The sequence below is a fragment of the Vibrio ezurae NBRC 102218 genome (assembly GCF_000467185.1).
Classification (GTDB): Bacteria; Pseudomonadota; Gammaproteobacteria; order Enterobacterales; family Vibrionaceae; genus Vibrio; species Vibrio ezurae.
This window is the reverse complement of record NZ_BATM01000031.1, coordinates 1-23,541: the sequence shown is the minus strand read 5'-3', so window position 1 is coordinate 23,541 and position 23,541 is coordinate 1. Positions and strand designations below refer to the sequence as shown.

Below are 23,541 nucleotides of genomic sequence, written 5' to 3'. Positions count from 1 at the left end.
CAAAAAACCCGTCTTTTAGGCGGGTTTTTTATTGCCTATAGAAAATGGACATTAAAAAGGCCGCTCCTTGCCAAGCGACCTTCACTTTATTGAAAAACTAAATGCTAAAAATGCTAAAGCCCTAACGCATACTTCAATGCTTGGTCTTTTATTGGCCCAGAACGATCAGCTAACTTTAATCCCATATTTCTCAATAGCTTTACAGGGCCTATGTTATTGCTAAACCCCAAGTAAAACGCATCCATCGCTGTTTGCATCAGCAAGTTATCGGTTCTTCTTAGTTTTTGATATCGCTTAAGGTTATCGAGTGAGTAATCACCCTCTTCTAACACCTCAAGTAAGCCCTGCACGTCTTTAAAGCCTAAATTGACACCCTGCCCCGCTAAAGGGTTAATGGTATGCGCAGAATCTCCTACTAGCACCACAGACTCTTTACAGTAATGCTGTGCGTGACGGCGTTTTAAGGGAAAAGAAGCAAAGTTATTCACACTGACTGTGCCAATACGTTCTGGGAAACACGCTTCTATTTCCAGCTTTAGGGCTTCGGGTGTCAGTTGCCTCAATTGTTTAATTCGTTTAGGGGAGTCATACCACACTAAACAACCTTGCCCTGCTCCCATAGGAAGATACGATCTTGGCCCTTGTGGAGTAAACCATTGCCAAGTGACGTCGGTGTCAGCGCAATCTGTTTCTACGTTAATCAACATGCAGTCTTGACGATAATCCCACGCCGTCACGCCAATCCCTGCAATGTGCCTTACTTTTGAATTTGCCCCATCCGCGCCCACGACTAAACTGGCGCGAATCTGCTCACCCGATGACAATTCAATTTGCTTACCCAGTTCACTTTCCTTCATATCCACTAAAGCGTCAGGGCAATAAAAGCTCACGTTAGAATAGGCCTGCAGTGCTTGCCAAATACCCAGTTGCAACACACGATTTTCGACCATGTAACCTAGCAAAGGTAGCTGTAAGGACGATGCATCAAAGCGAGTTCGGCAGTTATCTAACTCCCAAGTTTCTAGTCCCATATAAGGGAAAACTCGCTTACTCTGAACATGTGACCATGCGCCTAACTGCTGCAGTAGATCCACCGAGCTCTTTGATATTGCAGAGATTCGAATATCCAGTGCTTGTGATGCAGAAAATGGCTCAGGTTTATATCCCTCAACCACCGCAACTCGCTTACCTTGTTTTGCCAAGCCAAGAGCTGTTGCAGCCCCCACCATACCGCCACCTATCACTGCCACATCAAAGTGCATTCGTCTTATCCTTTGCCGTTTTACATCGTTCTATCATCATACGATTGTACTTAAAAGTCCCCGCTATTACCTGCATTAGCACTCAATTTACTGCGCTATGAGTACGTTTCTTCATCGTATTATCCATCAGCTGAAGAATCTCAAATAAAAAGACCGCACAATACAAACAACGTCTTAACTGACAATGTACGGAAATTAAGCTTGAACTCTAGTCATAGGGGCATTTAGCCAGTACAATACGCGGCTTGCCATGGCTATACATGGCGAAATACTGAGCAATATAGCCAGTTTAAAAGTGATTAATTAACACGAGTGTGAATGCAATGAGTAAGAAACTTCTGATCAAAACCTGGGGTTGCCAAATGAACGAATATGATTCGTCAAAAATGGCTGACCTGCTTAATGCGGCTAATGGATTTGAGCTAACAGAAGATCCGAAAGAAGCGGATGTATTACTACTAAACACCTGCTCAATTCGTGAAAAAGCACAAGAAAAAGTGTTCCACCAGCTTGGTCGTTGGAAAACATTAAAAGACCATAAACCCAACGTTGTGATTGGTGTTGGTGGCTGCGTAGCAACCCAAGAAGGTGACCATATCCGTCAACGCGCCCCTTATGTGGACGTGATTTTTGGCCCTCAAACCTTGCACCGTCTTCCAGAGATGATCAAGCAATCACAAAGTAACGATGCTCCAGTTATGGATATTTCATTCCCAGAGATCGAGAAATTTGACCGTCTTCCAGAACCTCGTGCAGAAGGCGCGACCGCGTTCGTTTCTATCATGGAAGGCTGTTCTAAATACTGTACTTACTGCGTAGTGCCCTACACTCGCGGTGAGGAAGTCAGTCGCCCAATGGATGACGTACTTTATGAAATCGCCCAACTTGCCGAGCAAGGTGTTCGCGAAGTTAACCTATTAGGCCAAAACGTAAACGCATACCGTGGACCAACATTTGACGGAGAAATCTGCTCATTCGCCAACTTGCTGCGTTTAGTTGCAAGCATTGATGGTATCGACCGTATTCGTTTTACCACCAGCCATCCACTTGAGTTTACTGACGATATTATTGCGGTTTACGAAGACACTCCTGAGCTTGTGAGCTTCCTACACTTGCCAGTTCAAAGCGGTTCAGACCGTATTTTGACCATGATGAAGCGTCCACATACGGCTATCGAGTACAAATCAATTATTCGTAAACTGCGTAAAGCTCGTCCTGATATTCAAATTAGCTCTGATTTCATCGTAGGCTTCCCTGGTGAGTCTGACCAAGACTTCCAAGACACAATGAAGCTTATTCGCGACGTTGATTTTGATATGAGCTTTAGCTTTGTCTTCTCTCCACGCCCAGGTACACCGGCCGCGGATTACCCTTGCGACCTAACCGAGCAAGAGAAGAAAGAGCGCTTATACGAATTACAACAAACGGTGAATGCGCAAGCTATGCGTTACTCTCGCCAAATGTTAGGTACAGAGCAACGTGTTCTCGTTGAAGGTCCTTCTAAGAAAGATCTTATGGAGCTTCGTGCCCGTACCGAGAACAACCGCGTCGTTAACTTTGAAGGCAGTGCTGACCTCATTGGTCAATTCGTTGATGTGAAAATCACTGACGTATTTGCGAACTCTTTACGTGGTGAACTCGTTCGCACAGAAGCGGAAATGGATCTTCGTATCGCTGTTTCTCCAACAGAGATGATGACTAAGACTCGTAAAGAAGATGAGCTAGGTGTAGCGACCTTTACACCTTAGAACAAGACTAAACGAAATAATCACCCTGATTCGGGTTTCGAGTTGATCAACTCGAAACAATGACAGATTTTTATTTCGGTTGGTAAAGCACTCAAGCTATACTAAAAGGGCCTATTTAGGCTCTTTTAGTTCAGCGAATGTGAGGCACAATTGAGCAATAAAATTGTTACCCTAGAGATCGATCTAGAACCAGCAAACAACCACCGTCTTTCTAGCCTTTGTGGCCCTTTTGATGACAACATCAAACATCTAGAACGTCGTCTTGGCGTTGAAATCAACTATCGTGGCAACCACTTTTCTATCGTCGGCCAGCCTCATACCGCCTCTGCGGCGCTTGATATCGTCAAAAGACTTTATGTTCAAACGGCACCTGTTCGCGGCAATATCCCTGATATTGAACCAGAGCAAATCCATCTTGAAGTAAAAGAAAGTGGCGTGTTGGAGCAAGCGGCCGAAGCCGAATTTGCCCACGGCAAAGAAGTGTTCATTAAAACGAAAAAAGGGGTGATTAAACCTCGCACGCCAAATCAGGCGCAGTATTTAATGAACATGGTCACTCACGACATCACCTTTGGTGTTGGCCCTGCCGGTACAGGTAAAACTTACCTAGCCGTTGCGGCGGCAGTCGATGCCCTTGAGCGCCAAGAAATCCGACGTATTTTGCTGACTCGCCCTGCGGTAGAAGCCGGTGAGAAACTGGGGTTCCTGCCAGGTGATTTAAGCCAAAAGGTCGACCCATACCTGCGCCCTCTTTACGATGCCTTATTTGAAATGCTCGGTTTTGAGCGTGTAGAAAAGCTGATTGAGCGTAACGTTATCGAAGTAGCACCACTGGCGTATATGCGTGGTCGTACATTAAATGATGCGTTCATTATCTTGGATGAAAGCCAAAACACCACCATTGAACAAATGAAGATGTTTTTGACCCGTATAGGCTTTAATTCTCGCGCCGTTATCACCGGAGATGTCACGCAAATCGATTTGCCTCGCGGAGCTAAATCAGGCCTGCGTCATGCTATCGAAGTACTTTCTGATGTGAACGACATTAGCTTTAATTTCTTTATTGCCGATGATGTGGTTCGTCACCCTGTTGTGGCTCGCATTGTGAACGCCTATGAAAAATGGGAAGTTCAAGACCAAAAAGAGAAAAAAGCCATCGAACAACGTCGTCGCCAAGAGCGTGAAGAACGAGAAGCCAAGCTTGTCGCTGAAGCGGCCGTTCATTCTCAGCAACAATCACAATTGGTAAATAAATAAATGGCCATTTATCTGGATCTACAATTGGCTGTCGAAGACGACAGTCAATTACCCTCAGAGCAAGATTTTCAATCTTGGCTCGAATACACGATTACCCAGTTTCAACCAGATGCTGAGCTAACCATACGTATTGTCGAAGTGGAAGAAAGCCACCAGCTTAACCACGATTATCGTGGTAAAGATAAACCCACAAATGTGTTATCTTTCCCATTTGAAGCACCTCCAGAAGTTGAAATTAATTTGCTTGGAGATCTTGTCATTTGCAAGCAAGTGGTTGAAGATGAAGCCATTCAGCAGCAAAAGCCACTGATTGCACATTGGGCTCATATGGCTGTGCATGGCAGCTTGCATCTACTGGGTTACGACCATATTGAAGATGATGAAGCTGAGGAAATGGAGTCTTTAGAGACTGAAATCATGCAAGGATTAGGGTTTGCAGACCCTTATCTAGCAGAAAAAGAGTAACTTTTAACTAAGTGACAGTGAGCTATTACACATCTGATAGCGCCAACCGTTGAGAGACAATGAACAGCGAAGACAATTCGCCCTCTAAAGAGGGTTCAAAGGAAAAATCAGAAGGTCCGAGTAGGAAATCCTTCTTTGAACGTCTAATCCATCTTTTTCAAGTGGATCCTAAAGACCGTCAAGAACTTGTCGATGTCATTCGTGACTCGGAAGAAAACGATCTGATCGATCATGACACTAGAGATATGCTAGAAGGTGTTATGGAGATATCTGAACAACGAGTTCGAGATATCATGATCCCTCGCTCACAAATGGTGACTGTTGAACGTACTGACGATCTTGATACTTTGATCAACCTAATTACTGACGCACAGCATTCACGCTACCCCGTCATTAGTGAAGACAAAGACCATGTAGAAGGCATTTTACTGGCCAAGGATCTGTTGAGATATCTCGGCTCTGACAGTGCACCTTTCGACATTGAGCAAGTGATTCGCAGTGCGGTTGTTGTTCCTGAAAGTAAACGTGTCGATCGCCTGCTAAAAGAATTCCGCGAAGAACGCTACCACATGGCGATTGTCGTGGATGAATTTGGGGGGGTATCAGGACTGCTGACTATCGAAGATATTCTTGAAGAAATTGTCGGTGAGATTGAAGACGAATTTGACGACGAAGAAGAGTTAGAAATCCGTCAGCTGAGTAAACATACTTTTGCTGTCAAAGCCCTGACGACTATCGAAGAATTCAATGATACCTTTGGCACTAACTTCAGCGATGAAGAAGTGGATACTGTAGGTGGTCTGGTGATGACTCAATTTGGTCATTTACCAAGCCGAGGCGAAATTGTCGAGATGGAAGAGTATACCTTTAAGGTCACCTCTGCGGACAACCGTCGTATTATTCAACTCCAGGTTACTGTGCCAGACACTGAGTCTGTGAAAGAGCACAGCGAGTGATCGCTTCCTCTTACATAGCATGTAACCTTTAGCAAAACAGACTCAAAGAGTAAGATGAAATCATTAATGACTCATCGCCTAATGCGGCCGCTTGCGGCCGTTTTTGTTGGCGCTAGCACCACACTCTCCTTTGCCCCATATAACCTATGGCCTCTTGCGTATATTAGCCCTTTACTGCTGTTTTTATTACTCAGCGGTCAATCATGGCGTTACTCTGCCCTACTCGGCTACCTATGGGGGCTTGGGCTTTTTGCTACGGGTATAAGCTGGGTGCATGTCAGCATTGATACTTTTGGTGGTATGCCAAAGATTGCTAGCGTATTTCTCATGACTCTGCTTGTGGCCTACCTCGCGATCTACTCCGCTCTATTTGGGGCATTGTACAGTCGTTTTAAAGCCCATAAAACTTGGTTTGGTGCACTGTTAGTTGCCCCTGCACTCTGGCTCATTTGTGAATGGCTTAGAGGCTGGGTTTTCACAGGATTCCCATGGCTATTACTAGGCTATAGCCAAATAGACTCACCAATCGCGGGGCTTGCTCCTATCGGTGGTGTTGATTTTGTCGGTATGGCCATTGTAGCGATAGCCAGCACTGCGGCACTGGCTATCAAGCGTAAAAATGCGAAGCAATTATGGGTACCTGTTGCTCTATTTGCTCTCTGTACACTGAGCTATTTCGCGCACTGGGTAACGCCAGATAACCACCGCGCTCAAAGCGTTGCACTAATTCAAGGGAACGTTCACCAAGAAACTAAGTGGCTTCCAAGTCATCGCTGGCCGACCATCATGATGTATATGGATCATACCCGTCAAAACTGGGATGCGGATATTATCATTTGGCCAGAAGCAGCCATTCCCGCCTTTGAAGGGGAAGTGACGGAGTTTATGAAAAGCCTAGATAAAGCGGCTCGCATGAATAACTCGGCAGTCATTACTGGCGTACTGACCCAAGAAGCCCAACAAACCTACTACAACAGTGTGACAACCGTAGGTATGACGCCATCAGGTGAATACGACTACCTCACTCAGCCTCACTACTATAAGCATCACTTATTACCCTTTGGTGAGTTTGTTCCTTTTGAAGATATTCTCCGACCACTCGCGCCGTTTTTTAATCTGCCGATGTCGTCTTTTAATCGCGGCGAGTACATTCAAAACAACATCGTGGCGCATGGCGCACATATGGTGGTTGCACTATGCTATGAAATCATCTTTGGTCAGCAACTGCGAGACAACATCACCAATGATACGGATTACATCTTAACCCTATCTAACGATGCTTGGTTTGGTGATTCGATTGGTCCACTGCAACACATGGCGATAGCGCGAATGCGAGCACTGGAATTCGGTATGCCCGTCATTCGATCTACCAATAATGGCGTCACCGCCGTTGTAGATTATCAAGGAAAAATTACCGCAGAGCTTCCTCAGTTTAAAGAAGACGTTCTACGCACCACTGTGGTACCCACTAACGGCAAAACTCCGTATGTTTTATTGGGTGGCCTACCACTGAAAATATGGGTGTTCGTCATAATGCTGATCGCACTATTTAGACTGAAACGCAGTCAATAAATAGAGTGCAAACTTAAGCAATAAAGAAAGGCTAAGCGGTATGATCCACTTAGCCTTTTTATTTGAGCGACTTAATCCTCACTCACCTAAGTTTAAGTTTGAGATTTAAGGTTTAAGAGGTAAGCGAGTAAACTCATCGTGCCCACATTGAGTACATGCAATAATTTCAGTGGGATGATTGTAAGTGGTTTTATGCCCGCACTTTTCACACACCAACACACCAAGCCCGATCAACTCACCACTGTTGTACACACCTTGATGATCTAAGTCTTTGAAGAACTCAACCCATTCAACTTTGGTTTTATCCGTAATATCCGATAATGACTGCCACAGCGTATTGGCAATCATAAGATAAAAAGGCCCTGATTTACTTTTTTCAAAGCTGTTGGCAAATTCTTGCAAGTCGGACTTAACATAGGCAGACACCAGCGCCAGTTCGTCTTTGGTCATGTCATTGGCCGCTTCCACTACCTTCTCTGAAGTCGCGATAACATTGTTAATCTCTTCTGGGCTGTGTTTGAGTGTTTCAACCACATTCGACAATAACTTTTCATATCCTGATTGGCGTTTTGGCATACCAACTCCTTATCTTGTGACGATCATCTCACAGTAGAAGATCGCAAAAATACCGTTTGAATATCTTTATTTTAGTCTCTTAGGAGGGAGTCAAAGCCTGTAATTCTCACAAATTTAATAAATAAGCGTCCCTATAACCGCATTTATTGCCATTTATAGAAAGCGCTCACATCCCCTCTCAGATATGACCACTCTAGTTTCTGCTGATGCAGTAAGAACCTCACTGCGAATTCATAGCAAAGCGATGTCTGGTTTCATTTCGTCATTAAAATGATCACTCATGCCTGTCAGCAAGACGCATAAACGCAAATATCCTCGTTTAAAGCTAGCTTTGTGGTTGTTGCTTTTGGCTGCATTAGGTATTCTAAGCGGATCTCTAATGCACGATTTTAATCGTTCTAATAGTTTCCTAGAAAACGGATAGCGTCCATGCAAGAACAATACAACCCGCAAGATATTGAACAGAAAGTTCAACAGCACTGGGACAGCAACAAAACGTTTGTTGTAACTGAAGACTCAAGCAAAGAAAAATTTTACTGTCTTTCAATGTTCCCTTACCCAAGTGGTCGTCTCCACATGGGCCATGTGCGTAACTACACCATTGGTGATGTAGTATCTCGTTTCCAACGCCTGCAAGGTAAAAACGTGATGCAGCCAATTGGTTGGGATGCTTTTGGTCTACCAGCAGAAAACGCTGCTGTTAAGAACAACACAGCTCCAGCGCCATGGACTTACGAAAACATTGAGTACATGAAAAACCAACTTAAGCTACTTGGCTTTGGTTATGACTGGAACCGTGAATTTGCCACTTGTACTCCAGAATACTACCGCTGGGAACAAGAGTTCTTCACTAAGCTGTACGAAAAAGGCCTAGTGTACAAGAAGACTTCATCTGTTAACTGGTGTCCAAACGATAAAACGGTTCTAGCAAACGAACAAGTTGAAGACGGCTGCTGCTGGCGTTGTGACACCCCTGTTGAACAGAAAAAAATCCCACAATGGTTTATTAAAATCACTGAGTACGCACAAGAGCTACTTGATGATCTAGACAACCTTGACGGTTGGCCTGACATGGTAAAAACCATGCAACGCAACTGGATTGGTCGCTCTGAAGGTGTTGAACTTAAATTTGAAGTTAAAGGTCAACAAGACTTAGAGGTGTACACCACTCGTCCTGATACTCTTATGGGTGTAACGTACGTGGGCATCGCAGCAGGTCACCCTCTGGCTGATATCGCCGCTCAAACTAACCCTGAGCTTGCCGCTTTCATTGATGAGTGTCGCAACACGAAAGTAGCCGAAGCTGAACTGGCGACAATGGAGAAGAAAGGTATGGCGACAGGCCTTACTGCTATTCACCCATTGAACGGTCGTGAAGTTCCTGTTTACGTGGCTAACTTTGTCCTAATGGATTACGGCACAGGCGCTGTAATGGCAGTTCCTGCACACGATCAACGTGACTACGAATTTGCCACTAAATACGGCCTAGACATCATCCCAGTGATCAAACCAGCCGATGGTTCTGAGCTTAATGTCTCTGAAGAAGCTTACACTGAAAAAGGTGTACTGTTTGATTCAGGCGAATTTGACGGCCTTGAATTCCAAGCCGCGTTTGATGCTATCGCAGCCAAACTAGAGTCAGAAGGTAAAGGCACTAAAACTGTTAACTTCCGTCTACGTGACTGGGGCGTATCTCGTCAACGTTACTGGGGTGCACCAATCCCAATGGTCACTACAGAAGACGGTGAAGTTCACCCAGTTCCAGCTGATCAACTGCCAGTAATCCTGCCAGAAGATGTAGTAATGGACGGCGTAACAAGCCCAATCAAAGCCGATTTAGAATGGGCTAAAACCACATTCAATGGTGAACCAGCACTGCGTGAAACAGATACTTTTGATACCTTCATGGAATCATCTTGGTACTACGCACGTTACTGTTCACCACAAGCTGACGATATTCTCGATCCAGAAAAAGCCAACTACTGGCTACCTGTTGATCAATACGTTGGTGGTATCGAACACGCTTGTATGCACCTATTGTACTCGCGCTTCTTCCACAAACTATTGCGTGATGCGGGCTACGTCACTTCAGACGAACCGTTCAAGCAACTGCTTTGTCAAGGTATGGTATTAGCGGATGCTTTCTACCACACTAACGAAAAAGGCACTAAAGAGTGGATCGCACCTACTGATGTGACTGTTGAACGTGACGGTAAAGGTCGCATTGAAAAAGCTGTAGATACCCAAGGTCGCAACGTTGAACACTCAGGCATGATCAAAATGTCTAAGTCGAAAAACAACGGTATCGACCCACAAGAGATGGTGAACAAATACGGCGCAGATACAGTACGTCTATTCATGATGTTCGCCTCTCCTGCTGACATGACTCTTGAGTGGCAAGAATCTGGCGTTGAAGGGGCTAACCGCTTCTTGAAACGTGTTTGGAAACTGGTTCGTGAGCACTCTGCACAAGGCGCTGCCGAAGCAGTAGACGCTAAAGCGCTTTCTTCTGAGCAAAAAGCACTGCGTCGTGACGTACACAAAACTATTGCTAAAGTGACCGATGACGTTGCACGTCGTCAAACCTTCAACACAGCGATTGCCGCTATCATGGAACTGATGAACAAACTGGCGAAAGCGCCACAAGCATCAGCTCAAGATCGCGCTATCCTAGATGAAGCACTAAAAGCGGTTGTGACCATGCTTTACCCAATCACTCCGCACATCAGCTTTGAAATGTGGACAGCATTAGGTGGCAGCGATATCGATCACGCACAATGGCCAACCTTTGATGAAAAAGCGTTAGTAGAAGACGAAAAACTTATCGTTGTTCAAGTAAACGGTAAACTTCGTGCCAAACTAACCGTTGCTGCTGATGCATCAAAAGAGCAAGTTGAAGAACTGGGTCTAAATGATGAAAACGTAGTTAAGTTCATTGAAGATAAAACTGTGCGTAAAGTGATCTACGTACCAGGTAAGTTGCTGAATATTGTAGCAAATTAATCTAACCTTAGTGTGAGGGCGAATAATTGCGCCCTCACATTTCGTTTTTTATGGTGCTTTTCAAAACCCATATTTTGGCCTAGAGAAGCACGATAAAAGCCGAACTTCCTTTAGAGAGTATTCTTTTGATTCAAATTGCACGCCTACCCTATTTACGTCTAGCTATTGCTCTACTGTTTGCATCACTACTCAGTGGGTGTGGTTTTCATTTACGTGGCAATTACCTCGTTCCCGAAGAAGTCGGTGCGATGTCTCTCACCAGTTATGATGATTTCTCTCAAATGACCAGGGACGTTAAAACTGAGCTGAGAAATAACGATATTGAGTTAGTGACTCCTGCCGCCGATGTAACGAACTTGCATCTGCTATCAGAAAGCCTCAGTGATCGCACACTCTCCTTATATCAAAATAGCCGAGCAGCAGAGAAAGAGATCAAGCTTGTGGTGACCTACCGAGTGATCGTTCCTAAGATCTACTCTCGAACCTTTACCACTCAAGTGAGTCGCAGTTATCTTGATAACCCATTAACTGCCTTGGCAAAATCTGTTGAACAAGAGATGCTCGAAAACGAAATGCGTAAGCAAGCCTCTCGCCAAATTATTCGACAACTCGCCCGCCTACGTAATGGTCTTGATAACCAAGATCCAGAGCTCTTTGTTGGCGAAGACGGCACCATTGTTGATGCAGATTCAAAACCCAAAGATCAAATTACACTAGAAGCTGAGTACCAGAAATCCGATCCTGCACCGGTATCCCAACAAAGTACGACAGCAAATGATGACAGCCCAGCAGATGAAGCCACTACGGATTCATCAAGCGATGCCTCTACGACCACAGAGGCTGAAACGCCTGCTGCGGAGTAGACAGTCATCATGCGTATCTTTGCTGACAAACTAGAGAATACTTTACAAAGACAATTACACCCTGTGTACCTGATCTTTGGCAGTGAAGCTCTATTGGTGCAAGAATCACAAGTGCACATCGAACAGCACGCAAAATCCCAAGGGTTTAGTGAAACCTTTCGTTTCGCTATTACGGCACAAACCGATTGGAATGAGATCTTTAATGCCTGCAACTCAATGAGTCTTTTTGCAGAACGAAAGATTTTACAACTGGATCTGCCCGAGTCTGGGGTCAATCAAAGCATCAGCAAAGAGTTACTTAACTTACAGCAAGTGCTTAACCCTGACGTCATATTGATTGTCATCGGCAGCAAACTCACTAAAGCACAAGAAAACAGCAAATGGTTCAAAGCACTCAATACCAATGGGCTGTGGATCAGTTGCTTAACCCCAGACGCACAGCGCCTACCTCAGTTTGTTCTGCAGCGTTGCCATAAATTAGGGCTAAAACCCGATCCAGAAGCAGTACAAATGCTCGCTCAGTGGCACGAAGGAAATCTACTCGCCCTCAGTCAGAGCTTAGAGAAACTTTGTTTACTCTATCCTGACGGAGTCTTGACGCTAATTCGTATAGAATCAGCCCTGAGTCGACATAATCACTTTACGGCATTTAACTGGATTGACGCTATGCTTGAAGGAAAAGCCAAGCGTAGCCAGCGTATTTTGCGCGAATTACACGGTGAAGGGATTGAAGCGGTTATCTTATTGCGTACATTACAAAAAGAGCTCAATACATTGATGAGCTATAAGCAAGAATTAGCCCACAAGAGTTTGCAGCAAGTATTTGATCAATACCGCGTTTGGAACAACAAACGCCCTTTGTATACCGCCGCGCTTAACCGCCATACACCACGCTCTTTATATTCGATGGTCTGCACTCTTGCAGAAGCAGAACATACAGCGAAAACGGATTATGACACGAGCGTATGGCCAATACTGACCCAATTAACACTCAATCTAAGTATGCCGCAAAACGCTTAGTAATAAGCACGATATACTTTTCCAACTCAAACTATTGATAAGGAGCCTGCATTGCAAGGCAAGGAATTAAAAGACTTTTTGGCTGATAAAGCAGACGATATAAAAGCACAAAACATCGTGACCCTAGACGTTCAAGGAAAGTCTAGCGTGACCGATTACATGATTATCTGCACAGGCACCTCTAAGCGCCATGTTTCCTCTATTGCCGAGCATGTTGCTAGCGAAGCGAAAAAGAACGGTATTGAGCCTTTAGGTATGGACGGTGAACTTGAAGGTGAATGGGTTGTCGTAGATATGGGATCGACCATGATTCATGTGATGCAAGAAGAACACCGCGAACTTTATCAACTAGAAAAACTTTGGGGTTAATCTGTGAAAATCCAACTCGTTGCCGTTGGCACTAAGATGCCAAAATGGGTAGAAGAAGGCTTTAATGAGTACAAGCGTCGTTTTCCAAACGATATGCCTCTGGAACTGATTGAAATCACTGCTGGTAAACGAGGTAAAAACGCTGACATTGCGCGCATCTTACAAAAAGAAGGCGAAGCCATGCTAGCGGCAGTACCTAAAGGAAACCGAATTGTGACCTTAGATATTCCAGGTAAACCTTGGGATACTCCGCAACTCGCACAACAGTTGGAGCGTTGGAAACTCGATGCTCGTGATGTTTCTATTCTTATCGGTGGACCAGAAGGTTTAGCGCCTGCATGTAAAGCAGCCGCTGAACAAAGTTGGTCTCTTTCCCCTTTAACACTCCCTCACCCTCTGGTGCGAGTGGTAATGGCTGAAAGCCTATACCGAGCTTGGAGCGTTAACGCGAACCACCCTTATCATCGTGAGTAATCTAGCATGATGCGTAAACGCTCTCACTTTAGAGATCATAAATTTGAAGCTCGATTATTTGGTAGTCGAGCTTTAGTCGCTTTCATCGGTATTTTATTACTGATTGGCGTACTGATCGGTAACCTTTACCACATTCAGGTAAACCAGTTTAAAGATTATCAAACCCGCTCCAATGATAACCGCATCAAGATTGTGCCCATTGCGCCCAACCGCGGTTTAATTTACGACAGAAATGGCATTGTACTGGCGGAAAACAGACCCGTATTCTCCCTTGAGATCACTCCTGAAAAAGTCTCTGATCTGGATGAAACCATTCAACGTCTGCAAAAACTGTTTCCTATTTCAGAAGATTCAATACATCGCTTTGAGCGTGATCGTAAGCGTACCCGACGCTTTAAATCAGTACCGCTGCTTAATCAACTGACAGAAAAACAAGTCGCCATATTTTCTGTACACCAACAAGATTTTCCTGGTGTTGAAGTAAATGCCACTTTAAAACGCTTTTATCCTTACGGTGAAATTCTGACTCACGTACTTGGCTATGTATCCAGAATTAATGACCGAGATTTACAGCGTTTAGCTAGAGCAGAAAAACTGCATGAATATCGCGCCACTCACGATATAGGTAAGCTGGGTATCGAGCGCTACTATGAAGATACTTTACATGGTAAGCCGGGCTATCAAGAAGTGGAAGTGAATAGCCGTGGTCGCGTCATTCGTACCCTAAAATATGAGCCACCTATTCCCGGTGACGATATTGTACTCAATATCGATATCAAGCTACAAAGCTACCTATTTAAACTGCTCGACAAACGTCGTGGTAGTGCGGTTATTCTTGAGCCACATACCGATGCCGTTCTGGCGATGGTCTCTAGCCCAAGTTACGACCCTAATGCATTTGTGAACGGTATTTCAGGCAAGGATTATCGTGCATTACTCAACGATATTAATCGTCCACTGGTAAACAGGGCCACACTGGGTATTTATCCGCCCGCTTCTACAGTGAAGCCTTTTATGGCCGTGGCAGCACTACAAGAAAAAGTCATTACCCCAAAAACCACTCGCAACGATCCGGGCTACTGGCGTATCCCCAATTCGAAAACTCGTCCATTTAGAGACTGGCTACGTTGGGGGCATGGTGAAGTGGATATCAATAAAGCAATAGAAGAGTCTGTAGATACCTTCTTCTATCAAATAGCCTACGACTTAGGCATCGATCGCATCTCAACTTGGATGGGAGAGTTTGGCTTTGGTGATTATACGGGTATTGATATCTATGAAGAGAGCAAGGCGAATATGCCAACTCGTGAATGGAAGCGCTCCCGCCATAAAACCCCGTGGTATCAAGGTGATACGATCCCTGTAGGTATCGGACAAGGTTATTGGACCGCGACCCCACTGCAAATAGCCAAGGCCACATCGGTATTGGTTAATGAAGGCAAAGTCATGGCGCCTCAACTGCTGCGTTCGACAATTCATCGCGTCGAAAACAATAAAACCGTTGAAGAGTTTAAACAGCCAGAGCTTTATCCGCCCATTACCGGGGTAAAAAAAGAGTTTTGGACTATTTCGAAACACGGCATGTACTTAGTGAATCATGGTAAGCGAGGCACTGCGCGTCACGCCTTCCAAGGCTTACAATATAAAAGTGCAGGCAAATCTGGCACCGCTCAGGTATTTGGCCTGGCAGAAGACCAAAAATACAATGCTGACGAAATTGCAGAGCACTTACGTGACCATGCCTTGTTTACAGGATTTGCACCTTACGAAAACCCACGGGTCGTGGTGACGGTTGTGCTGGAAAACGCAGGGGGCGGCTCAAGCCATGGTGCTCCTGTGGTAAGACAAATATTTGACCATATGTTATTAGATAAAAACTCTCACTATATTGAGCCTGAAAAATGAAACTAGATCCGGAAACAGGCAAGAACCGCTCTCTATTTGAGCGCATGCACTTAGATCTGCCCTTAATATTGGGCATCTTAGTCTTAATGGGCTGTGCTCTTGTCATCATGTATAGCGCTAGTGGTCAAAACCTTGCCATGATGGAACGCCAGATGATGCGTATGTTGCTGGCTCTTAGCGTTATGGTGGTTATGGCACAAATAACCCCTAGAACCTATGAAACACTGGCCCCGCTACTCTTCACAGGAGGTTTGATACTCTTATTGGGAGTGATCTTCTTTGGTGAGGCCTCAAAAGGGGCTCAGCGCTGGCTTAACCTCGGTTTTATACGCTTTCAACCATCAGAGTTAATGAAGCTGGCCGTGCCATTGATGGTTGCGCGATACATAGGTAATCGTCCGCTCCCTCCTAGTTTTAGAGTACTGGTCACCTCCCTTATTTTGGTGATGTTACCCACTATTTTAATTGCTAAACAGCCCGATCTAGGAACATCAATACTGATTGCAGCCTCTGGTATATTCGTGATTTTCCTCGCTGGCATCAGCTGGAAGATCATTCTTTCCGCTGCTCTTGCCGTAGGGGCGTTTGTTCCCATACTGTGGTTTTTCTTAATGCGGGAATACCAAAAAGTTCGGGTACGAACTCTGTTCAACCCTGAGTCGGATCCTCTAGGAGCCGGTTACCATATTATTCAAAGTAAAATCGCCATCGGTTCTGGCGGTTTAATGGGAAAAGGCTGGCTACATGGAACCCAATCACAGCTAGAGTTTCTTCCAGAGCGTCACACAGACTTTATCTTTGCCGTGATCGCCGAAGAATGGGGCTTAATAGGTGTTAGCGTACTACTTTGTATATACCTATTTATCATTGGCCGAGGGTTATACCTTGCAAGCCAAGCTCAAACCGCCTTTGGGCGCATGATGGCAGGCAGTATTGTACTGAGCTTCTTCGTTTACATCTTTGTTAATATGGGGATGGTGAGTGGGATTTTACCTGTTGTTGGCGTTCCTTTGCCGTTAATCAGTTATGGTGGTACTTCCATGGTGACCTTGATGGCTGGTTTCGGCATATTGATGTCTATTCAAACCCATAGAAAAATGCTTTCAAAGGCAAATTAATGCAACGATTTAAAATTTTAATAATGTGTCTACCTCTGATTATCCTAGCGGGATGCTCAAGTTCTCAAGATGATAGATACGCACTATCGCAAGATGTAGCACCCGATTCTCCAATCACTTTACAGCATATCGAAGACGCAACTCCTCGCTATGAACCGTACAGTTTAGGTGGAAACAAAGATTACACAGTGCGTGGCAAATCCTATTCTGTGATACATAATCCGCAGGGTTTTAAGGAGAAGGGAAAAGCCTCTTGGTATGGCAAGAAATTTCATGGCCATTTGACCTCAAACGGCGAAACTTATGACATGTATTCTATGAGTGCAGCCCATAAGAACCTCCCTATTCCTAGTTACGTCAAAGTAAAAAATTTAGATAACGGTAAGACGGCAATCGTGCGAGTTAACGATAGAGGCCCTTTCCATGAAGGTCGAATAATTGACCTGAGTTACGCTGCAGCGACTAAGCTTGGAGTGATACAAACAGGTGTCGCTAATGTAGAGATCGAATACATCTCCACTAAGCCTGAGCCTAATGGTAATAAGACGTCGAATACTCATCCTCGTTATATCATTCAAGTAGCGAGTTTGGGGAATGCCACTTCGTCGAAAAAGTTATCTGATCAACTTGCTAGTGAGTACCAACAACCTAGCTATGTAGAAAAGAACAACAGCATCAATAGAATTTTTATCGGCCCAATTGATAGCGCAATAAAGGCACAACAAATTCTAGAGAAGCTACAAAAAAATGGACATCCGACTGCTTTTATTAAAAAGCACAAACCTGAATAGTATCAATCACAGTAATTAAGTGATCAACGATAGCGCAGGAGAAATGTTTGAGAACACAATGCAACCTTTGATGAGTAGCGACGCTACAATCCGCCGTTGTAATATGATTATCAAGCCTCTCCAGCCGTTAGAATGAAAAGTTGATTACTACGATTGGCATCACTTAGGAACGGATTAAAAATCACTCTTTGGCGAGCAAAGTAGCCGTATCACTGGTTTAGGTTTAGACTATTGATTCAGCGACTTTATAAACAGTTTTGCCTTCACTTTGGACATTACACAATCAAGATGAAAAAAATAACCCAATCACTCAAATCTCTTGCTGTAACTAGTGCTATAGCTTCGATTGCGTTTAGTGCAGTCTCACAAGCGGCACCGATCGTACTTCCCGATGCACCGCAAATTGCAGCAAAGGGCTACGTGCTGTTGGATTACAACTCAGGTAAGATTCTTGCTCAAAAAGAAGCGAACACTAAGCTTCACCCAGCAAGCTTAACCAAAATGATGACCAGTTACGTTATCGGCCAAGAGCTAAAACGCGGTAACATCTCTAAAGACGATGAAGTTGTCGTCAGTAAAAACGCATGGGCGAAGAACTTTCCTGATTCATCAAAAATGTTCATCGAAGTGGGTACTACCGTTACCGTTGATAAGCTGAACCACGGCATCATCATTCAATCAGGTAACGATGCTTGTGTAGCAATGGCTGAGCACGTTGCAGGCTCTGAAGATGCGTTTGTTGATCTGATGAATGCATGGGCGAAATCTATCGGCATGAAAAATTCACACTTTGCAAACGTGCATGGTCTGGATAACGATGGCCTATATTCAACACCTTACGATATGGCACTATTAGGCCAAGCACTGATTCGTGACGTGCCAGATGAATACGCAATTTACTCACAAAAACAATTTACTTATAACGGCATTACCCAGTACAACCGTAACGGTCTACTTTGGGATAAAAGCATGCACGTTGATGGCATCAAAACAGGCCACACAAGTGGGGCTGGATATAACTTAGTCAGCTCAGGTACAGAAGGACAAATGCGTCTGGTTGCTGTAGTCATGGGAACTAAGAGTTCTAACGCTCGTAAAGCCGAAAGTAAAAAGCTACTAAACTACGGATTCCGTTTCTTTGAAACTGTTGCGCCTCACAAAAAAGGTGAAGTGTTTGCAGAAGAAAGAATCTGGATGGGTAGCCAAGACACCGTTAAATTGGGTCTAGCTGAAGACACTTATGTAACACTGCCTCGTGGCGTTGCAAAAAATCTAAAAGCAAGCTTCGTATTAGATAAAGAACTTAAAGCTCCAATTAAGAAAGGTGATGTCGTTGGACGCGTATTCTACCAAGTTGATGGTCAGGATATTGCACAATACCCACTACTTTCTTTAGAAGACGTTAATGAAGGTGGTCTATTTAGCCGTCTGATTGACTATCTCGTGCTGCTATTCAACAGCTGGTTTTAATTAAACCGCTGAGATACAGAACACACTAAAAGGAAGCACTGATGACAGTGCTTCCTTTTTTATTGGGCGTTAGCTTGATATGTAAGCAATGCGACCTCATATTGAGTTTTTCGCTCATTCAAAGTAACATGCGCGCCTTGAATGACCCTTTCACACCATTTTCATTTGGAGTCGTAACCATGCAAGAGCAGCCAAAACTGAAAGACCTATTGGAATTTCCCTGCCAATTTACCTACAAAGTAATGGGTTATGCTAAACCAGAACTGCCGGATCTCGTACTAGAAGTAATCCAACGTCATGCTCCTGGTAACTATAGTCCTTCTATTAAGCCAAGTGGTAAAGGGACTTACAACGCAATCTCTGTCACGATCACAGCCACTTCAATTGAACAAGTTGAAACACTGTATAAAGAACTGAGCGATATTGAAATCGTGCGTGTTGTTCTTTAAATTGCGCTGATAAATTGGCGAATGTCTAAGTGATTGATCTATAACTGATGCTTACCTTAGCTACGCCTTTAATCATACAAATATAGCAAGATCTTCTTTTTCTAGTAGAAATGACAGCAACTTGCTAGTAATGTGCCTACATCGATATAGATGATTCAGGGAAATAACGAATTGCCTAACGACATAGAAAAACAAGAACATAGCACCCCACTCTCATTGATAAATCGATTGGAAATTCACCATCTTGGTCGCCAAGATTATGAACCCGTCTTTGAGCGAATGCACCGATTCACCGATGAACGCGACGATAATACCGTTGATCAAGTGTGGATTGTTGAGCACAACCCCGTCTTTACACAAGGCCAAGCAGGTAAAGAAGAGCATCTTCTCAATACTGGTGACATCCCTGTGGTAAAAAGCGACCGCGGTGGCCAAGTGACCTACCACGGGCCGGGGCAAATGGTGGTCTATTTTCTACTGAATCTACGTCGACGTAACCTAGGCGTCCGAAAGTTAGTCACGCATATCGAAGATATCGTGATTCAAACTCTGGCAAAGTTAGGGATCACCTCCGCCGCACGCCCAGATGCACCGGGTGTTTATGTGGATGGCAAGAAAATCTGCTCCCTAGGGCTTAGAATCCGCAAGGGATGCTCCTTTCACGGTCTAGCTCTCAATATCGATATGGATCTTTCCCCTTTCCTACGCATTAACCCATGCGGTTATGCAGGTTTGGAAATGGCTCAGGTTGCTGACTTCACCACCGAACAGCAACGTACCAATATTCAAAGTATTCTAGTAAAAGAACTCAGTGTTCTACTGGAATACACCGACGTAATAGAAATGGCAGAATGCGATGAGTAAACCAATTCAAATGGAAAAAGGCGTCAAGTACCGCGACGCAGATAAAATGGCACTGATCCCAACCAAGACAGTTCCAGTTGAGCGCAGTGAAGTGCTCCGCAAACCTGAATGGATGAAGATCAAGCTGCCTGCCGATAGCCAACGTATCCAAGACATTAAGTCTGCAATGCGTAAAAACAATTTAAACTCAGTCTGTGAAGAGGCTTCATGCCCTAACTTGGCTGAATGTTTTAACCACGGCACGGCTACCTTTATGATTTTAGGTGCCATCTGTACTCGTCGTTGCCCATTCTGTGATGTTGCCCATGGCCGTCCTGTTACGCCAGAAGCCGATGAGCCGCAGAAGCTGGCACAAACAATCAAAGACATGAAGCTAAAGTATGTGGTGATCACCTCTGTTGATCGTGATGATCTACGTGATGGCGGCGCAAAACACTTTGCTGACTGTAATGCCGAAATCCGCAAACTTAGCCCGAACATTCGCATTGAAACGCTGGTTCCTGATTTCCGTGGCCGTATGGACAAAGCCCTTGAAGAGCTAAAACTGAACCCACCGGATGTATTCAACCACAACCTTGAAACTGCGCCACGCCTGTATCGTCGAGTTCGCCCTGGTGCCAACTACAAGTGGTCTTTAGAATTGCTACAAAAATTCAAACAGCAACATCCAGATGTTCCGACTAAGTCAGGACTGATGATGGGACTGGGTGAAACCAAAGAAGAGATCGTTGAGGTGCTTAAAGATCTTAGAGCGCACGGCGTCACTATGCTTACTCTAGGTCAATATCTTGCGCCAAGCCGCCATCACCTTCCGGTTGAGCGTTACGTGCCACCAGCAGAGTTTGATGAGCTAAAAGAAATTGCACTTGAACTAGGCTTTACCCACGCTGCTTGTGGTCCATTTGTCCGTTCATCGTACCATGCGGATCTGCAAGCGAAAGGCGAAGAAGTTAAGTAACTCTTTTCTATTGCGTAAACTATTGCCTGAACGATTACGTCTATGACTTCTTAGGCAACAAGTGACAAAAGCACTCAATTCGAGTGCTTTTTTGCTTTCTGGAGTATCCCAATTATGCTTATAACAATCACAGTCATTAACTGAGCAAAAATAGCGCCAGAAAAACACCGTTAGCGCGCGTTTGTCTACGCTAGGATGGTCAATTGAGGGCTAAGATACCGTAAAGGAATGCTTAATTTTTATAAGGGAGGTCGTTTCATGCGACTCATAGTATGCGCCGTGTTAGCTCTGTTTGTTTGGGGTTGTGCCGATAAAAACACACAAGAAGACAATTATTTAGATGCTTCATTTGAACTATGTAATACCGAAGTCTCACTCTACTCAGTCAGCGATGATGGTAAAGTGCGTATCATCTGTGCCGACGGTTCAAAGTTTGCGTTGAGCAGTGAAAAGACATTAGAAATCATGCGCGATATTAATGTTGATTATTGTTCCGGTGAAGGACTATCAAAGTTTAATGAGAGTCGTCGATACTATACTTTCCGTTGCAAATCGGGGACTCAACTGAGTATCAATAAAAACCAATAATTAGCTTGGTTTAACGGATATAAGAAAAGCCATAAAGTGCAAAGCATTACGCTTTGGTGGTGCTCATACCAAAAGGAACTCGTAGGAGTTCCTTTTTAGTGCTCTGTAGGTTTTTAAGTTTGTTCTTTTTAACTACAGATAGGGAATGCAGGCAAACTCACTTTTATTCAGATATGTTTTGATGCGTTAGTGCTAACACAGCTTTGCCCCATTATGTGCCAGCTCAAAGTTTAGTACATACTTCTGTTGTCATTAATTGACCTATTTTTGTTAATGACAGATTATGTATTTAGTTTGTTGTCTTGTGTTAATGGCCAAAGGGTTTCGTAACAATGAATAGAGATGGTATGGATGGACTGGAAAAGCACTTCACACAATGGAAGAAAATTTCGGATCGGATTCATAAGCAGTTTGAGCCAGTTATAGAGGCTCAAAAAGCCGTAGAAAAGACTTTGCGGCCAACTCTTGAAATGCAGAGAGTAGTAGAAAATATTTTCAATCCGGCTCTTGAATTACAGAACAAGTATAAGTTCCAATTGGAACCTTTCCTAGAACAACAACGGTCGTTGCAAAACACATTTGAAGCTATAAAAATACCTAACTATCAATTACCTGACCTAAGCCCTTATACAAAAAAAATACAACAATACCAAGAATCTCTAAGTGGAATTATTACACCCGCTTTAGAAGAATTTCAACGTTCTTTTGAAGAGCTTCCTCACAAAACCCAAGAAGCTCTATTACTACTGGCTCAACATGGGTGGTATTTAGATTTCAATATGTCACTACCAAGCCTTTGGGAAATAAAGACCGCAATATCACGTGGGAAAAATGACGATGTAGAAAAAGCCCTTGTAGAGTATTTTGAAAGCCAACTTAACGAAATAGAAAACTTCTTCAATAGTCAGTTCCCTCATAGATCGCATATTATAACCTCGGCATTCAAAGCCCATCGCAGAGGTGAATACTTCTTATCGATCCCTGTATTACTCGCACAAACTGATGGAATATGCAAAGAAGTAGTAGATCAGTATTTATTTATGAAAAAGGACAAGAAACCTAAAACCGCAATCTATGTAGAACAAATCGCTACTGAGACATACAAGGCTGCACTATTAAGCCCTTTGGCTTCCAATACTCCCATAGGTGCCTCTCAGTATGAACGAGAAGATGGATTTAATCAGCTTAATAGGCATATGGTATTGCATGGAGAATCTCTAGATTACGGAAGCAAAGTGAATGGCTTAAAGGCCATCTCTCTAATCAATTATGTGGCGCAGGCATTGGATACAAATGCAGGCATCCCCTAACGAACGTTTGCCTCTTTATGAGCTGGGTGGTTGTACTTCAGTAATCAAAATATGATCCGTTTGACCGACGTTTTCTAATGTAAGAGGCTAGTAAAGTAATTTGACTTTGTTTTTTGGTTAGCATTTTATTAGAAGGAATAGGGACTAAAGACTATGAAGCAAAAGGTGACACTAAAACCAATTACTCCTAATACTATCTACTTTCCATCATTTGATGAGTTCGCTCGTTTTCTCGGCTTTGGTATTTCGGCAAGATCCAAAGCTAAAGTCTTTAAGGAAATGTTATCGTCAGACTTGAAAATATCGCCTCGCTCTCTCGATAACCTGGGGAGCATCGGTATATCGGAGAAAACAGCCCGCCGTGCATCTTGGCCAATACTGCGGTTTCTGTTTAAAAGTGGATTGCTTCAGATACTGAAGTTATCGCCCAAAGCCTATAGAGCGACGGAAGTTATTCACGAATGGCGTATATTTCTCCTTAGCTTCAAGCATGCGAACCCAGACATCAATCTTCAGCCATTAC

The 23,541-nt window shown here is 44.0% G+C and carries 22 protein-coding genes; 20 read left to right on the top strand and 2 right to left on the bottom strand.

Going from position 1 to position 23,541, the window contains the following annotated elements:
* Positions 1–113 precede the first annotated feature (113 nt).
* Complete coding sequence (locus tag VEZ01S_RS10350; protein ID WP_021713992.1) at positions 114–1,262, bottom strand: FAD-dependent oxidoreductase; 1,149 nt, start codon at positions 1,260–1,262, stop codon at positions 114–116.
* Positions 1,263–1,585: 323 nt separating this feature from the next.
* On the opposite strand from VEZ01S_RS10350, the gene miaB reads away from it, so the two are divergent.
* The 5 genes from miaB to lnt all read left to right on the top strand — a co-directional run bounded on the left by miaB (position 1,586) and on the right by lnt (position 7,260).
* On the top strand, positions 1,586–3,010 hold the full coding sequence (gene miaB / locus VEZ01S_RS10345; RefSeq protein WP_040890713.1) for a tRNA (N6-isopentenyl adenosine(37)-C2)-methylthiotransferase MiaB: 1,425 nt from the start codon (positions 1,586–1,588) through the stop codon (positions 3,008–3,010).
* A gap of 150 nt (positions 3,011–3,160) precedes the next feature.
* On the top strand, positions 3,161–4,267 hold the full coding sequence (locus tag VEZ01S_RS10340; protein ID WP_021713990.1) for a PhoH family protein: 1,107 nt from the start codon (positions 3,161–3,163) through the stop codon (positions 4,265–4,267).
* Complete coding sequence (gene ybeY, locus VEZ01S_RS10335) at positions 4,268–4,732, top strand: rRNA maturation RNase YbeY (protein ID WP_021713989.1); 465 nt, start codon at positions 4,268–4,270, stop codon at positions 4,730–4,732.
* A 59-nt stretch (positions 4,733–4,791) separates the two neighbouring features.
* The gene (gene corC / locus VEZ01S_RS10330; RefSeq protein WP_021713988.1) at positions 4,792–5,688 is read left to right on the top strand and encodes a CNNM family magnesium/cobalt transport protein CorC; all 897 of its coding nucleotides are present in this window, start codon (positions 4,792–4,794) and stop codon (positions 5,686–5,688) included.
* Between the two features lie 54 nt (positions 5,689–5,742).
* The gene (lnt, locus tag VEZ01S_RS10325) at positions 5,743–7,260 is read left to right on the top strand and encodes an apolipoprotein N-acyltransferase (protein WP_021713987.1); all 1,518 of its coding nucleotides are present in this window, start codon (positions 5,743–5,745) and stop codon (positions 7,258–7,260) included.
* A 105-nt stretch (positions 7,261–7,365) separates the two neighbouring features.
* Here the strand turns inward: lnt and VEZ01S_RS10320 are convergent, their stop codons facing one another.
* Positions 7,366–7,836 (bottom strand): zinc ribbon-containing protein, encoded by a 471-nt coding sequence (locus VEZ01S_RS10320; protein ID WP_021713986.1) that lies wholly within the window; start codon positions 7,834–7,836, stop codon positions 7,366–7,368.
* A 429-nt stretch (positions 7,837–8,265) separates the two neighbouring features.
* Between VEZ01S_RS10320 and leuS the strand changes: the two genes are divergently transcribed.
* From leuS to VEZ01S_RS16910, 15 genes are all read left to right on the top strand, one after another.
* Positions 8,266–10,839, top strand: a complete 2,574-nt coding sequence (leuS, locus tag VEZ01S_RS10315; RefSeq protein ID WP_021713985.1) for a leucine--tRNA ligase — start codon at positions 8,266–8,268, stop codon at positions 10,837–10,839.
* Positions 10,840–10,964: 125 nt separating this feature from the next.
* Entirely contained in the window at positions 10,965–11,702 is a 738-nt protein-coding gene (locus VEZ01S_RS10310) for an LPS-assembly lipoprotein LptE (RefSeq protein ID WP_021713984.1), read from the top strand.
* Positions 11,703–11,711: 9 nt separating this feature from the next.
* Positions 11,712–12,722 (top strand): DNA polymerase III subunit delta, encoded by a 1,011-nt coding sequence (gene holA, locus VEZ01S_RS10305; protein ID WP_021713983.1) that lies wholly within the window; start codon positions 11,712–11,714, stop codon positions 12,720–12,722.
* Between the two features lie 51 nt (positions 12,723–12,773).
* Positions 12,774–13,091 (top strand): ribosome silencing factor, encoded by a 318-nt coding sequence (gene rsfS, locus VEZ01S_RS10300; RefSeq protein WP_021713982.1) that lies wholly within the window; start codon positions 12,774–12,776, stop codon positions 13,089–13,091.
* Positions 13,092–13,094: 3 nt separating this feature from the next.
* Positions 13,095–13,565 carry a 23S rRNA (pseudouridine(1915)-N(3))-methyltransferase RlmH gene (rlmH, locus tag VEZ01S_RS10295; protein WP_021713981.1) on the top strand — a complete coding sequence of 157 codons (471 nt, stop codon included), beginning with the start codon at positions 13,095–13,097 and terminating at the stop codon, positions 13,563–13,565.
* 6 nt (positions 13,566–13,571) lie between these two features.
* The gene (mrdA, locus tag VEZ01S_RS10290) at positions 13,572–15,470 is read left to right on the top strand and encodes a penicillin-binding protein 2 (protein WP_021713980.1); all 1,899 of its coding nucleotides are present in this window, start codon (positions 13,572–13,574) and stop codon (positions 15,468–15,470) included.
* Positions 15,467–16,588: a rod shape-determining protein RodA gene (gene rodA / locus VEZ01S_RS10285; protein ID WP_021713979.1), complete on the top strand. Its 1,122-nt coding sequence runs from the start codon at positions 15,467–15,469 to the stop codon at positions 16,586–16,588. Before mrdA ends, rodA begins: the two co-directional genes overlap by 4 nt.
* Positions 16,588–17,379 carry a septal ring lytic transglycosylase RlpA family protein gene (locus VEZ01S_RS10280; RefSeq protein ID WP_021713978.1) on the top strand — a complete coding sequence of 264 codons (792 nt, stop codon included), beginning with the start codon at positions 16,588–16,590 and terminating at the stop codon, positions 17,377–17,379. The genes rodA and VEZ01S_RS10280 overlap by 1 nt, the downstream gene beginning before the upstream one ends.
* Before the next feature lie 288 nt (positions 17,380–17,667).
* Entirely contained in the window at positions 17,668–18,849 is a 1,182-nt protein-coding gene (locus VEZ01S_RS10275; RefSeq protein WP_021713977.1) for a serine hydrolase, read from the top strand.
* A 179-nt stretch (positions 18,850–19,028) separates the two neighbouring features.
* A complete protein-coding gene (gene ybeD / locus VEZ01S_RS10270) occupies positions 19,029–19,298 on the top strand; it encodes a DUF493 family protein YbeD (RefSeq protein WP_021713976.1) in 270 nt (89 codons plus the stop codon).
* A gap of 216 nt (positions 19,299–19,514) precedes the next feature.
* Positions 19,515–20,162, top strand: a complete 648-nt coding sequence (lipB, locus tag VEZ01S_RS10265; protein WP_021713975.1) for a lipoyl(octanoyl) transferase LipB — start codon at positions 19,515–19,517, stop codon at positions 20,160–20,162.
* A complete protein-coding gene (gene lipA / locus VEZ01S_RS10260) occupies positions 20,155–21,120 on the top strand; it encodes a lipoyl synthase (protein WP_021713974.1) in 966 nt (321 codons plus the stop codon). The genes lipB and lipA overlap by 8 nt, the downstream gene beginning before the upstream one ends.
* A 258-nt stretch (positions 21,121–21,378) precedes the next feature.
* Positions 21,379–21,708 carry a hypothetical protein gene (locus VEZ01S_RS10255; RefSeq protein WP_021713973.1) on the top strand — a complete coding sequence of 110 codons (330 nt, stop codon included), beginning with the start codon at positions 21,379–21,381 and terminating at the stop codon, positions 21,706–21,708.
* Between the two features lie 347 nt (positions 21,709–22,055).
* Positions 22,056–23,018, top strand: coding sequence for a hypothetical protein (locus VEZ01S_RS16390; RefSeq protein WP_156896017.1), 963 nt, complete (start codon positions 22,056–22,058; stop codon positions 23,016–23,018).
* Positions 23,019–23,171: 153 nt separating this feature from the next.
* On the top strand, positions 23,172–23,541 hold a 370-nt coding region (locus tag VEZ01S_RS16910), incomplete at its 3' end, for a hypothetical protein (RefSeq protein WP_040890710.1).

Bases quoted from the DNA above. Each gene is read 5' to 3' on its own strand.
- VEZ01S_RS10350 (WP_021713992.1), bottom strand. From the start codon at position 1,262: ATGCACTTTGATGTGGCAGTGATAGGTGGCGGTATGGTGGGGGCTGCA.
- miaB (WP_040890713.1), top strand. From the start codon at position 1,586: ATGAGTAAGAAACTTCTGATCAAAACCTGGGGTTGCCAAATGAACGAA.
- ybeY (WP_021713989.1), top strand. From the start codon at position 4,268: ATGGCCATTTATCTGGATCTACAATTGGCTGTCGAAGACGACAGTCAA.
- corC (WP_021713988.1), top strand. From the start codon at position 4,792: ATGAACAGCGAAGACAATTCGCCCTCTAAAGAGGGTTCAAAGGAAAAA.
- lnt (WP_021713987.1), top strand. From the start codon at position 5,743: ATGAAATCATTAATGACTCATCGCCTAATGCGGCCGCTTGCGGCCGTT.
- VEZ01S_RS10320 (WP_021713986.1), bottom strand. From the start codon at position 7,836: ATGCCAAAACGCCAATCAGGATATGAAAAGTTATTGTCGAATGTGGTT.
- leuS (WP_021713985.1), top strand. From the start codon at position 8,266: ATGCAAGAACAATACAACCCGCAAGATATTGAACAGAAAGTTCAACAG.
- holA (WP_021713983.1), top strand. From the start codon at position 11,712: ATGCGTATCTTTGCTGACAAACTAGAGAATACTTTACAAAGACAATTA.
- mrdA (WP_021713980.1), top strand. From the start codon at position 13,572: ATGATGCGTAAACGCTCTCACTTTAGAGATCATAAATTTGAAGCTCGA.
- rodA (WP_021713979.1), top strand. From the start codon at position 15,467: ATGAAACTAGATCCGGAAACAGGCAAGAACCGCTCTCTATTTGAGCGC.
- VEZ01S_RS10280 (WP_021713978.1), top strand. From the start codon at position 16,588: ATGCAACGATTTAAAATTTTAATAATGTGTCTACCTCTGATTATCCTA.
- VEZ01S_RS10275 (WP_021713977.1), top strand. From the start codon at position 17,668: ATGAAAAAAATAACCCAATCACTCAAATCTCTTGCTGTAACTAGTGCT.
- ybeD (WP_021713976.1), top strand. From the start codon at position 19,029: ATGCAAGAGCAGCCAAAACTGAAAGACCTATTGGAATTTCCCTGCCAA.
- lipA (WP_021713974.1), top strand. From the start codon at position 20,155: ATGAGTAAACCAATTCAAATGGAAAAAGGCGTCAAGTACCGCGACGCA.
- VEZ01S_RS10255 (WP_021713973.1), top strand. From the start codon at position 21,379: ATGCGACTCATAGTATGCGCCGTGTTAGCTCTGTTTGTTTGGGGTTGT.
- VEZ01S_RS16390 (WP_156896017.1), top strand. From the start codon at position 22,056: ATGGATGGACTGGAAAAGCACTTCACACAATGGAAGAAAATTTCGGAT.